General features: G+C 66.5%; 9 protein-coding genes and 1 pseudogene. 8 read left to right on the top strand and 2 right to left on the bottom strand.

The annotated features are described in order from the left end of the window. Positions 1-92: 92 nt before the first annotated feature. Together gap and OCGS_RS15290 are read left to right on the top strand one after the other, a co-directional pair. Positions 93-1,103: a type I glyceraldehyde-3-phosphate dehydrogenase gene (gene gap / locus OCGS_RS03400; RefSeq protein ID WP_040610451.1), complete on the top strand. Its 1,011-nt coding sequence runs from the start codon at positions 93-95 to the stop codon at positions 1,101-1,103. Positions 1,104-1,240: 137 nt separating this feature from the next. Beyond that, on the top strand, positions 1,241-1,402 hold the full coding sequence (locus tag OCGS_RS15290) for a hypothetical protein (RefSeq protein ID WP_193372849.1): 162 nt from the start codon (positions 1,241-1,243) through the stop codon (positions 1,400-1,402). Positions 1,403-1,459: 57 nt separating this feature from the next. Here the strand turns inward: OCGS_RS15290 and OCGS_RS03395 are convergent, their stop codons facing one another. Beyond that, positions 1,460-2,065: a biotin transporter BioY gene (locus tag OCGS_RS03395; protein WP_007425825.1), complete on the bottom strand. Its 606-nt coding sequence runs from the start codon at positions 2,063-2,065 to the stop codon at positions 1,460-1,462. 136 nt (positions 2,066-2,201) lie between these two features. On the opposite strand from OCGS_RS03395, the gene purB reads away from it, so the two are divergent. The 4 genes from purB (at position 2,202) to OCGS_RS03380 (ending at position 6,324) form a co-directional block, all read left to right on the top strand. Next, positions 2,202-3,509 (top strand): adenylosuccinate lyase, encoded by a 1,308-nt coding sequence (gene purB / locus OCGS_RS03390; protein WP_007425824.1) that lies wholly within the window; start codon positions 2,202-2,204, stop codon positions 3,507-3,509. An 85-nt stretch (positions 3,510-3,594) separates the two neighbouring features. Continuing rightward, positions 3,595-3,753, top strand: a complete 159-nt coding sequence (locus tag OCGS_RS15000) for a hypothetical protein (protein WP_007425823.1) — start codon at positions 3,595-3,597, stop codon at positions 3,751-3,753. A 117-nt stretch (positions 3,754-3,870) separates the two neighbouring features. Next, positions 3,871-4,926, top strand: coding sequence for a flagellar motor switch protein FliG (locus OCGS_RS03385; protein ID WP_007425822.1), 1,056 nt, complete (start codon positions 3,871-3,873; stop codon positions 4,924-4,926). 462 nt (positions 4,927-5,388) lie between these two features. Further along, a complete protein-coding gene (locus tag OCGS_RS03380) occupies positions 5,389-6,324 on the top strand; it encodes a lysophospholipid acyltransferase family protein (protein ID WP_052026117.1) in 936 nt (311 codons plus the stop codon). 7 nt (positions 6,325-6,331) lie between these two features. Here OCGS_RS03380 and OCGS_RS03375 read toward each other — a convergent pair whose 3' ends face one another. Further along, positions 6,332-7,036 (bottom strand): DUF1223 domain-containing protein, encoded by a 705-nt coding sequence (locus OCGS_RS03375; RefSeq protein ID WP_007425820.1) that lies wholly within the window; start codon positions 7,034-7,036, stop codon positions 6,332-6,334. A gap of 196 nt (positions 7,037-7,232) precedes the next feature. Between OCGS_RS03375 and acnA the strand changes: the two genes are divergently transcribed. Then, a complete protein-coding gene (gene acnA / locus OCGS_RS03370) occupies positions 7,233-10,013 on the top strand; it encodes an aconitate hydratase AcnA (RefSeq protein WP_007425819.1) in 2,781 nt (926 codons plus the stop codon). A 513-nt stretch (positions 10,014-10,526) separates the two neighbouring features. Then, positions 10,527-12,260, top strand: a pseudogene (locus OCGS_RS14995) (hypothetical protein); the annotation flags it as partial.

Raw genomic sequence — 12,260 nt, 5'->3', positions numbered from 1 at the left:
TAACCTGCGTTCCGTCTGTTGACGCCGTGGGCGGAATTGTCTTTCAAGCGGGCGGAAGCGCCCCGCCGGGGCGCGGTGGAAAGGGTTTCGTCATGACAGTCAAGGTTGCCATCAACGGGTTCGGCCGGATCGGACGCAACGTCCTGCGCGGTATCGTGGAATCGGGCCGCACCGATATCGAGGTGATCGCGATCAACGATCTGGGCCCGGTCGAGACGAACGCCCATCTGCTGCGTTATGACAGCGTGCACGGCCGCTTTCCGGCCGAGGTGAAGGTCAGCGGCGACACGATCGACGTGGGCCGCGGCCCCATCAAGGTCAGCGCCGAGCGGAACCCCGCCGACCTGCCCTGGGGCGATGTGGACATCGTGCTGGAATGCACCGGCATCTTCACCTCGCCCGACAAGGCGCGCGCGCATCTGGACAACGGCGCCAGCCGCGTGCTGATCTCGGCCCCGCTGTCCGCTGCGTCGGGCGCCGAGAAGACCATCGTCTATGGCGTCAACGACGACACGCTGACGGCGGACGATGTCATCGTGTCGAACGCGTCCTGCACGACCAACTGCCTGGCGCCGGTGGCATCGGTCCTGCACGAAGGCATCGGCATCGTGCGCGGTTTCATGACCACGATCCATTCCTATACCGGCGACCAGCCGACGCTGGACACGATGCACAAGGATCTCTATCGCGCGCGGGCCGCGGCGCTGTCGATGATCCCGACCTCGACCGGGGCGGCCAAGGCGGTGGGTCTGGTGCTGCCCGACCTGAACGGCAAGCTGGACGGCGTGGCGATCCGGGTGCCGACGCCGAACGTGTCGGTGGTGGATCTGACCTTCACCGCCGCGCGCGACACCAGCGTGGACGAGATCAACGGCCTGATCCGCGATGCCGCGAACGGCAAGCTGAAGGGCATTCTGGGTTATACCGACGAAAAGCTGGTCAGCAGCGATTTCAACCACGACCCACATTCGTCGATCTTCGCCACCGACCAGACCAAGGTGATGGAAGGGACGATGTGCCGCATCCTGACCTGGTACGACAACGAATGGGGCTTCTCGAACCGCATGGCCGACACGGCCGTGGCGATGGGCAAGCTGATCTGACGCCGGATTGGGCGGATGCCGCATTGCAGCATCCGCATGGCAGGCCCGCGATCATGGGGATTGTAAGGCGCTAACGGGATGCGCAGGTAGGGGCGGCAGGACGAATCCTGCGCCCCTGCTTTCGAGAGGATGACATGATGGCCATCATCACCCGTTTCCGCGAGAACGCGCGCAAGCGCAGCGCCTATCGCCGCACGTTGAACGAATTGCGATCCCTGCCGGTCGATACCGCGCTGGATCTCGACATCTATCCCGGCGACGCCGACCGGATCGCGCGGCGCGCCGTCTATGGCTTCTGAGCGGGACGGCCCAAGACGAAGATGAAACGGGCAGGATCCCCCTGCCCGTTTCGCGTTTCACCGCCTGGCGCTGCCGACCATCTTCCACAGGGCGGGAAGAAGCAGCGCCGCCAGCGCCAGCTTGATCGCGTCGCCCAGAAGGAACGGCGTCAGGCCCCAGGCGATGATCGGCTGGTCCCAACCGTAAAGCGTGCCGAGCCACAGCAATCCGGGCACGTAGATCGCCACGTTGCCCGCGACCATCGCCACGGCCATCCGGCCGACGCTGCGATCCCAGCCCGCCCGCGCGAACAGCCCCAGCACCGCGGTCGCCAGCACATAGCCCAGCAGATAGCCGCCGGTGCTGCCGGTCATGTAGGCGATGCCGTTGAGATCGGCGGTGGACGACTGGAACACGTCCATGCCGACGAGGCCCAGAAGCATGTAGCCCAGGATCGTCGTCAGACCCAGACGCGGTCCGTAGGCCGCGCCGATGCAAAGGACGGCGAAGGTCCCCATGCCGATGGCCACCGGGCTGCCCGGCACCGGCACCTGCACCTTTGCCGTCGCCACCAGCGCCGTGATCCCCAGCGCCACCAGCGCCGCCTGACGCAGCCGCGACGACGCGCCCAGACGCGGCGCGACCGTCTCTGCCAATACCCTGTCCGTCATCACCGTGTTCATGCGCTGCAAATCCTTCTGCTGATCGCCCGATGTTGTGCCGCAGCGCCGCGCGCACGGCAAGCGCGGATCGCGGGCGAACTTGTTGCGCCGGCCCGCGCGGTCTAGACGGCACCCGTCCCAACGAAAGAGGCGCGCGATGATCCCCCGCTATTCCCGGCCCGACATGGTGGCGATCTGGTCGCCCGAGACGAAGTTCCGCATCTGGTTCGAGATCGAGGCCCATGCCGGCGACGCGATGGCCGATCTGGGCTCCATCCCGCGCGAAAACGCCGATGCCGTCTGGAAGGCCAAGGACGCGACCTTCGACATCCGGCGCATCGACGAGATCGAGGCGGTGACGAAGCACGACGTCATCGCGTTCCTGACGCATCTGTCGGAGATCGTGGGCGCCGATGCGGCGCGGTTCGTGCATCAGGGCATGACCAGTTCCGACGTGCTGGACACGACGCTGAACGTGCAGTTGACGCGCGCCGCCGACATCCTGATCGCCGATATGGAAGGGCTGCTGGCCGCGCTGCGCCGCCGCGCCTTCGAGCACAGGACGACGCTGCGGATCGGGCGCAGCCACGGCATTCATGCCGAGCCGACGACGATGGGCCTGACCTTCGCGCGTTTCTACGCCGAGATGGACCGCAACCTGCGCCGCCTGAGAACCGCGCGCGAGGAGGTGGCGACCGGCGCGCTGTCGGGGGCGGTCGGCACCTTTGCCAATATCGACCCGCGGGTGGAGGAGCACGTCTGCGCGAAGCTGGGTCTGCGACCCGAGCCGATCAGCACGCAGGTCATCCCCCGCGACCGGCATGCCGCGTTCTTCGCCGCGCTGGCCGTCACCGCGTCGGGGATCGAGAACGTCGCGACCGAGATCCGGCACATGCAGCGGACCGAGGTGCTGGAGGCCGAGGAATATTTCTCGCCCGGCCAGAAAGGGTCGAGCGCGATGCCGCACAAGCGCAATCCGGTGCTGACCGAGAACCTGACCGGGCTGGCGCGGCTGGTGCGGATGGCGGTGATTCCGGCGCTGGAGAACGTGACGCTCTGGCACGAGCGCGACATTTCGCATTCGTCGGTGGAACGCGGCATCGCCCCCGATGCGACGATCACGCTGGATTTCGCGCTGGCACGGTTGACGCAGGTGGTGGACCAGCTGTTGATCTATCCCGACCGGATGCGCGAAAATCTCGACCGCTATCGCGGGTTGGTAATGTCGCAGAGGGTGCTTCTGGCGCTGACCCAGGCCGGCATCAGCCGCGAGGATGCCTATGCGATGGTGCAGCGCAACGCGATGAAGGTCTGGGAACAGGACGCCGATTTCCGCACCGAGCTGCTGGCCGATCCCGATGTGGGCGCGGCGCTGGGCGAGGACGGGATCGCCGCGGCGTTCGACCTGGACCAGCACACCCGCCACGTCGACACGATCTTCGCGCGGGTGTTCGGCGAGGCCTGACCGCGCGATTTGACGCAACCGGGGCATATGACTTTCCCTCGGGTCATGCTAGGATGCCAACGCACACGCCAACGAGGAGAAGCCGATGAAATCGACCATACTCGCAATCGCCGTGATGCTGGCGCCGTCGCTGGCGCTGGCCGAAGGGTGCAACTGGATGAAGCAGACCACCGCCAAGGCCTGCGCCGAGGGCACGGCGCTGGATGCCGCCACCGGCACCTGCCAGCCGGTCGTGAACAGCTGATACCGATGGACCGGCGGGGCGAATGCCGCCGCCGGTCCGCAAACGTCCGGCGCACGTCAAGCCGCCGTTAACGCCCCGCTGCTAGACCCGATGGGACGCCACGGCAGCGGAGACGACATGACCACCGACATCGCCCTGGCCCCGCGCGGCCAGCTTGCAAACCGGCCGCCGCAGGGCGCACCGCTGACGCGGCGCCAGAAGGCCGCCATCGTGGTGCGGCTGCTGCTGGCCGAAGGCGCGCAACTGCCGCTGTCGAAGCTGCCCGAACCGTTGCAGGCGGAACTGACCACGCAGATGTGCCAGATGCGCTATATCGACCGGGTGACGATGCGCGCCGTGGTCGAGGAATTCGCCGAGGAGCTCGATTCGATCGGGCTGGCCTTTCCCGGCGGCATCGAGGGGACGCTGGAACTTCTGGAAGGCGCGATCAGCCCCGAGATGGCGGCGCGGCTGCGGCGTCAGGCCGGCGCCATCTGGACCGACGACCCCTGGGAGGCCATCGCGGCGATGGATGCCGACCGGCTGCTGCCGCTGATCGACCGGGAAAGCCCCGAGATCGCCGCGGTGATCCTGTCGAAACTGAAGGTGGCGCATGCCGCCGAACTGCTGGGCCGTCTGCCCGGCCAGAAGGCGCGGCGTCTGACGCTTGCCGTATCCGAAACGTCGGACATCGCGCCCGATGCCGTGCGGCGGATCGGTCTGGCGCTGGCCGCCGAACTGAAGGCCGAGCCGGTGCGCGCCTTTCCGGCGGCGGCGGTCGAACGGCTGGGCGCGATCCTCAACGAATCGCCGGCCGTCACGCGCGAGGACGTGCTGGCGGGGCTGGACGCCGACGACGCGGACCTTGCCCGCCAAATCCGGCGCGCGATCTTCACGTTCGAGGATATTCCCGACCGGTTGCGCCCGCTGGACGCCCCCGCCGCCGCCCGAGCGGCGGATCCCGACATGTTGCGCACCGTCATCGCGGGCGCCGACGACCGCACAACCGCGGCGGTGGAATTTCTGCTGGCCAACATCTCGACCCGGCTGGCGGATGCGCTGCGCGAGGAAGCCGCCGAGCGCGAGAAGCCCGATGCGCGCGAGAACGAGGCCGCCCAGAACGCCATCGTCGCGGCCATCCGCGAGGCAGCCGGGCGCGGCGAGATCACGTTGCGCAGCAGCGACGAGGCTTAAGGCGATAGCGGGCAGGAGGCTTGGAGGAAGGGGTCGGCCCGTGAAAAGGTGCTTTCCCGCCGATTGGCGAGAAGGCGTCTGAGGCCCGCAAATCGGCTGGCAAGACAGCGATGGGCGCCTGTGGGCAATCCCGCGCACCGCTTCGCCGCCCGTCTGCTGCATCGGGCGGCGCGGATGGCGCTGGTGATCGCGCGATTTTGCGATGGCCCCGATCGCTGTCGCCTCGACTTGCCCCCATCCAGTCGGCGCGATCCTGCGACGGACGGGATCGGCGTTGCGCCGGCTTGATCCCGGCAAGCGGCGCGCCTAGACCCCGTGACGTCATGGCTGCGCACCATTTCCCTGGCGATGCGGATCGCCCTTCGTTTCGTCGCCGTCCAGTCGGCGCGATCCTGCGACGGAGGGGATTGGCGCCGCGCCGGCTTGATCCCTGCAAGCCGCGCGCCTAGACCCCGTGACGTCATGGCTGCGCACCATTCCCCTGGCGATGCGGATCGCCCTTCGTTTAACGACCGGATTCAGGACCGTGCGATCCGAACCGTGCTCGGGCTGGCGCTGGCGCTGCCCTATCCGTGGCGGGTGCCGGCGATGGGATGGATCGCCGCCTATGGCATCGCGCCGCTTGCGGGCTGGCGCAAACGTATCCGGGCGAACCTTGCGCATGTCTGTCCCGACCTTCCCCGGTCCGAGGTCGAGCGGCTGGTCCGGCGTGTCCCCGACAATGTGGGCCGGACGCTGATCGAGATCTATTCGGGCGGCGAGTTCAAGGATCGGGTCCAGCGATCGCCGCTGTCCGGTCCCGGCCTGCCCGCGCTGCGTGCCGCACGGGCCGAGGGCCGTCCGGTGGTGCTGGTCACGGCGCATCTGGGCAATTTCGACGCGCTGCGCGCGGCGCTGCTTTACAGCGGCTTTGAGTTGGGCGGGCTATACCGCGAGATGCGCAACCGGGCGTTCAACACGCATTACGTCGCCGCGCTGGCCGCGATCGGCGAGCCGCTGTTCCCCGCAACGCGCAAGGGGATCACGGGCTTCGTTCGGCATCTGGCGGAGGGCGGGATCATCGGCATTCTCACGGATGTCTATGCGTCGAACGGCGCGCCGGTGACGTTCTTCGGCAAGCCCGCCCCGACCGCCGTGTCGGCCTGCGAATGGGCGGTGCGTTACGGCGCGATCGTCATCCCCTGCTACGGCTTGCGGCAGGCGGACGGGCTGAGCTTCGAGGTGAGGCTGGAAGCGCCGATACCGGCCGGGGATCCGGTGGCGATGACGCAGGCGATCAACGACAGCGTCGAGACGGCGGTGCGGGGTCACATGGACCAGTGGTTCTGGATCCATCGCCGCTGGAAACCCGAACGCGGGGCCACCCGGCGCGCGGCGGCGTTGCAGGCGGCGCGTTGATCGGGCGTCAGTCCAGCCGCGCGCTGGCCACGACGCGCCCCTGCCCCGCCAGTTGCACGATCACCGCGGCGGGCGGCGTCACGTCGGTGTCGACGGTCAGCGGCGCGCGCCCGTCCCATTCCGCCAGCTTCCGCCAGCTCTGGACGATATTGCGATAGGTCAGGGTATGGCCCGCATTCTCGCCCGCCAGTACCAGAACGGTGCGGCTGGGCGCGTATTCGACCAGATGCACCAGCATGGGTTCCGGCGTTCCGACCCCCGGCCGTAGGGCCGCGTCGATGCGGACCGAACCATCCGCCTGCGCCGTTTCCAGCGACACCAGATCCGGGCGGCCCTTGTGCGCCTTGATCGCGGCAGAAAGGTCCAGCGGCTGCGACCCGACGATCTGGTCCGAGCCGCCGACGACCATCTGCGGCGTGTAGACCGTGCGCGCGCCCATGGATCGCGCGTATTCCTTCTGTCGGGCGGTGAAGGCAGGGTCGGCGAACCGGTCCTTCCAGCCGATATAATCCCAGTAATCGACATGCAGGGCCAGCGGCAGCAGATCGTCGCGATCGGCAAGCTGCGCCAGAAGCGCGTCGGCCGGCGGGCAGGAGGCGCAGCCCTGCGAGGTGAAAAGCTCGATCACCACCGGGTCGTCGCCCGCCGCAGCCGGGGCGCCACCGGCAAGAAGGGCGGCGCAAAGCACGGTCGGGACGACGAAAGGGGACATTTCGGCACTCGCTGGAACGGTCGGCTCGGGACCGTGCTACGAAACCCCCGCCCGGCGGACCAATCAAGGTTTTGCGATGCGCACGGGCCGGCAATTTGCATACTGTTGCATGCAAAGGGCGCCCCGGCCCCTTGATTACGTCGGGTCTTTGGGGCACATGGCAGACAAGCGCCGCCACCCAATCGAGGAGATCGCAATGCCAATCGAGGTCGGACAGGATACCGCCCGCACCCGCCGGTCGCTGACCGCCGGGGGGCAGGATTACGCCTATTATTCCATCGCCGCGGCCACCGAGGCGGGCCTGGGCGATTTCGACCGGCTGCCCATCGCGCTGAAGGTCGTGCTGGAAAATCTGCTGCGGTTCGAGGACGGCAACACGGTCACGGGCGACGACATCAAGGCCTTCGCGCAATGGGCGCAGGACGGCGGCACGTCCACGCGCGAGATCGCCTATCGCCCGGCCCGCGTGCTGATGCAGGATTTCACCGGCGTTCCGGCCGTGGTCGATCTGGCGGCGATGCGCGACGGGATCGTGGCGCTGGGGGGCGACGCGCAGAAGATCAATCCGCTGAACCCTGTCGATCTGGTCATCGACCATTCGGTGATGATCGACGAATTCGGCAATCCCCGCGCCTTTCAGGTCAATGTGGATCGCGAATACGAGCGGAACATGGAACGCTATGTGTTCCTGAAATGGGGGCAGAAGGCGTTCAACAACTTCCGCGTCGTGCCGCCCGGCACCGGCATCTGCCATCAGGTGAACCTTGAATACCTGGCGCGCACGGTCTGGTCGGACACCGATCAGAACGGCGCGACGGTCGCCTATCCCGACACGCTGGTCGGCACCGATAGCCACACCACGATGGTGAACGGCGCGGCGGTGCTGGGATGGGGCGTCGGTGGGATCGAGGCCGAGGCGGCGATGCTGGGTCAGCCGATTTCCATGCTGATCCCCGAGGTCGTGGGCTTCAAGCTGACCGGGGCCATGCCCGAGGGCACGACCGCCACAGATCTGGTGCTGAAGGTCGTCGAGATGCTGCGCAAGCACGGCGTGGTGGGCAAGTTCGTCGAATTCTACGGCGACGGTCTGGACAACGTGCCGCTTGCCGACCGCGCCACCATCGGCAACATGGCGCCCGAATACGGGGCGACCTGCGGGTTCTTCCCGATCGACGCCGAGACGATCCGCTATCTGCGGCAGACCGGCCGGGACGAGGCGACGCTGGCGCTGGTCGAAGCCTATGCCAAGACCAACGGCATGTGGCGCGATGCGGGATACGAGCCTGTCTATACCTCGACGCTGGAACTTGACATGGCGACGGTGGTGCCGGCGATCAGCGGCCCGAAGCGCCCGCAGGACCATATTCCGCTGGTCAATGCGGCCAGCGATTTCGTCAAGTATGTCGAAGGCATCCGCAGCGGCAAGGATGCCAGCCCGCGGGCCGAGCATCGCTGGGAGGCCGAGGGCGGACAGCCCGAACCCGAGGAAATCCCCGGCGACGAGGGCCATCATCGCCGCGGTTTCGTGCCCGTGCCCGGCGGCAAGCCCTATCAGATGCATGACGGGTCCATCGTGATTGCGTCGATCACGTCCTGCACCAACACGTCGAACCCTTACGTGATGATCGGCGCCGGGCTGGTGGCCCGAAAGGCGCGCGAACGCGGGCTGGACCGCAAGCCGTGGGTGAAGACATCGCTGGCACCCGGCAGTCAGGTCGTCAGCGCCTATCTGGAGGCCGCCGGCCTGCAAGACGATCTGGACGCCATCGGCTTCAACCTTGTGGGCTATGGCTGCACGACCTGCATCGGCAATTCCGGCCCGCTGGAGCCCGAGATCAGCAAGTGCATTGCCGACAACGATCTGATCGCGGTCAGCGTCCTGTCGGGCAACCGCAACTTCGAGGGCCGCATCAGCCCGGACGTGCGCGCGAACTACCTCGCCTCGCCGCCGCTGGTCGTGGCCTATGCGCTGGTGGGCGACATGAACGTCGACATCACCCGCGATCCGCTGGGTCAGGACCGCGACGGCAACGACGTCTATCTCAAGGATCTGTGGCCCAGCCAGGCCGAGATCGCCGAACTGGTCGAGGCGACGGTCACGCGTGAGGCGTTCCAGTCGAAATACGCCGATGTCTTCAAGGGCGACGAGAAGTGGCGCGCGGTCGAAACGACTGACAGCCAGACCTATGACTGGCCCTCGGGCAGCACCTATGTCCAGAACCCGCCCTATTTTCAGAACATGGACAAGGATCCGGGCACGATCAGCGACGTGAAGGGCGCGCGCATCCTGGCGCTGCTGGGCGACATGGTGACGACCGATCACATCAGCCCGGCCGGTTCGTTCAAGGAAACCACGCCTGCCGGCAAGTATCTGACCGAACGGCAGGTGCAGCCGCGTGAATTCAACAGCTATGGATCGCGCCGCGGCAACCACGAGGTGATGATGCGCGGCACCTTCGCCAACATCCGCATCCGCAACGAGATGCTGGACGGGGTCGAAGGCGGCTATACCAAGGGGCCGGACGGCGAGCAGACGTCGATCTACGATGCGGCGATGGCGTGGCAGGACAAGGGCGTTCCGCTGGTGATCGTCGCGGGCGAGCAATACGGCGCCGGATCGTCGCGCGACTGGGCGGCCAAGGGCACGGCGCTGTTGGGCGTCAAGGCGGTGATCGCCGAAAGCTATGAGCGGATCCACCGCTCGAACCTGGTCGGCATGGGCGTCATCCCGTTCGAGTTCACCGGCGGCGACACGCGCAAGACGCTGGAGCTGACGGGCGACGAGACCATCGACATCGCCGGGCTGGAAGGCGACATGCGGCCCGGCGCGCTGGTGCCCTGCACGATCACCTATGCCGACGGCAGCACGAAGGAGATCGAGCTGAAGTCCCGGATCGATACCGGGATCGAGATCGAATATGTCGAGAACGGCGGCGTGCTGCACTACGTCCTGCGGAACCTGGCCAAGGCCGCCTGACCGGCCTATCCGACCGCGAAAGGCCCCGGACAGCGATGTCCGGGGCCTTTTTCGTTGCCGCTTTCGGTGCCGCGAACGAAAACGGCCGGGGCAGAACCGGAGCCATTCCGCACTGTAGGACACGCGCCCTGTCAGCCTGCCTACCGATAGGTCGGCAGGCTTTTGTTTTTCCGCCCTAATCACGTCTGATTTTTCCGCCATCACAGGCGGAATCGCGGGAAGTCCGAACGTCCCGCGGCGAGCGCTCTCTTGCGCCCGCCTGATTTCGTCATTGGCCAGACCGACCAATCTTGGAGGTGCGCGAGCTCTTGACCCAGAAACGGACGAAAGGACCGGACAAGGTGAAGCGCCTCGAGAACCTCATGCTCGCGCAAGTATAGCCTCGCGTCTCGGGGCAATACAAATCTCAACTGCTGCGGCGATCCCGATTGCGGGAACTACGGAATCGAACCGGCACCGACAAGGCGCGCCTTCATCGGGCGTGGTGCGGCTGAGAAGCGGCTGAAAGCGGCCATGGCCGACCGCACGATCGCGCGTGGCGTCGGTCGCTGCAAGATCGACGCCGAGAGCGGCAGCAACCTCCATCGAGAGACGGACGCGTTCGAGTTCGCAGGTGATCCTCGTGCTTGGAACGACGGTCGTGTCCTGATCTGTCAGCATCTCCGGGGCAACTCGGAGTGTGGCGTCCAGACGAGGCTGCTGTCGAACGAAGCCTACGAAGAGGAGCGACATCGACTATGGGCCCAGAACGGCGCCTTGGAGGGGCCCTACTGCGGCACCGCCTGTCTAAAGAAACCCGAGGAGTTCATCTCCAACGGCGCCAACGGAAAGCCGTCGAGAAAGGTCGGACACGAGAAGGGGGCGGTGCCCCGGGCACGCTCCATCAGGGTGATCCACAAGTCCTGCAAGGGACTGCCTGGCGCCCGTTTCACGGTCTCCAGCGAACATCGTCGCCGGAAGAAGCCCAACGAGAAGATCGAGATCCTGTCCCTGCTGGCCAACGGCACCGGTCTTCACGATATCCGCCGCATTCTGCGGACACCGAGAGGCGAAACGGTGCCGGGAATGCCAAGGCTCTATGATCGCATCTTCTGGCTGGAGCGGACCCTCCTGGCCTGCGAACGGGCGCACCTCGCGGATTGGCGAAAGCGCGTCGAACGCCAGCGCATCAAGGACGGCAAGCCATACACCCACACCCGCATCGCCCAAGACGAGATCGCCGTCGGCGTGAACTGGCAGACGAAGATCGACCGAAAGATCACGCAGCTGAACTGCCCGGTCGGCGCTGACATCCGGTCAGGCCATGTCTTCCGCCGCGATGTGGATTTCGATCCGACCGTCGACCCGCTCGAGGTCATCGAGGACGCCTATTTCGGCGTCGCTCGGGGCTCGACGCTTCGCAAGCAGTATCGGAACTCGAAAGGCACCTTCACCGCGCCGCTGCTCCACTTCCAGCGGCCGACGGTGCGGTTCAACGAGCCGGCGCTCTTCTCCGCTGCAAAGAAGCGCCTGCGCCACTTCGTGGGGCCGGACCGCCTAGGCATTCGATGCTGCCGGAGAAGGGCCATCGCCAGAGGCCTACATGGCGACGCAGGCGGCCAGCACTCGGGCAGACGAGATCGAGCACCTGCGCGATCACTGGTTCAACTTCGTGAAGCACGAGCGCGACAGCCGGAACGCCCTCGGTGGCGTTATGACACGCGATACCTATACGGAAGCGGTGTCCCTTGCCTGTCTCAGGTGGATGATCCCGAGAGGCAAGCTCACGCTCGTAGGCGAGAGGGAGGGGCAGATGGCCCGGGTCGTGCCGCACATCTTCCGCGAGGAAATCCTCGCGGCAGGTTCGAATGGGCAGTCATCGGTTTCAGGAAAGATACGCCGATCGACCGCATCCGAGAGAAGCAGGCGCAGTTTTCGGAGAGTTTCACCGAGTGGCGCGGGATGCACCCTCACCTGATGCCGCGGGAAGCACTACAGAGCTGGACTTCCGCGAACCTTAGTCCTCCCTATCGCGTGGGTGCGGCCGAACCTTGCCTCAGCCGCATTCCCGCGCCTGTGGGTCAACAGTCCCATCCAGACGGCCGACGAGATCGACAAGACCGTGGGCTTCGCGATCCTTTCGCGGCGCTATCGCGCCGCCTACCGACGGCTCGGCACCGACGACGAGATCGACGACCCGGAGCTCCGCGCCGCCATAACCCGCAGGGTCATCCACGCAACGATTCAGTCGACCTCCACCTTCATGAA

Origin of the sequence: Oceaniovalibus guishaninsula JLT2003 (assembly GCF_000299575.1) — a bacterium.
Lineage (GTDB): Bacteria > Pseudomonadota > Alphaproteobacteria > Rhodobacterales > Rhodobacteraceae > Palleronia > Palleronia guishaninsula.
The sequence above is the reverse complement of the archived record's forward strand: the minus strand, read 5'-3'. Positions and strand labels throughout refer to the sequence as shown.

Coding starts and splice junctions, on each gene's coding strand:
- gap (WP_040610451.1), top strand. CDS start 93: ATGACAGTCAAGGTTGCCATCAACGGGTTCGGCCGGATCGGACGCAAC.
- OCGS_RS15290 (WP_193372849.1), top strand. CDS start 1,241: ATGGCCATCATCACCCGTTTCCGCGAGAACGCGCGCAAGCGCAGCGCC.
- OCGS_RS03395 (WP_007425825.1), bottom strand. CDS start 2,065: ATGAACACGGTGATGACGGACAGGGTATTGGCAGAGACGGTCGCGCCG.
- purB (WP_007425824.1), top strand. CDS start 2,202: ATGATCCCCCGCTATTCCCGGCCCGACATGGTGGCGATCTGGTCGCCC.
- OCGS_RS15000 (WP_007425823.1), top strand. CDS start 3,595: ATGAAATCGACCATACTCGCAATCGCCGTGATGCTGGCGCCGTCGCTG.
- OCGS_RS03385 (WP_007425822.1), top strand. CDS start 3,871: ATGACCACCGACATCGCCCTGGCCCCGCGCGGCCAGCTTGCAAACCGG.
- OCGS_RS03380 (WP_052026117.1), top strand. CDS start 5,389: ATGGCTGCGCACCATTCCCCTGGCGATGCGGATCGCCCTTCGTTTAAC.
- OCGS_RS03375 (WP_007425820.1), bottom strand. CDS start 7,036: ATGTCCCCTTTCGTCGTCCCGACCGTGCTTTGCGCCGCCCTTCTTGCC.
- acnA (WP_007425819.1), top strand. CDS start 7,233: ATGCCAATCGAGGTCGGACAGGATACCGCCCGCACCCGCCGGTCGCTG.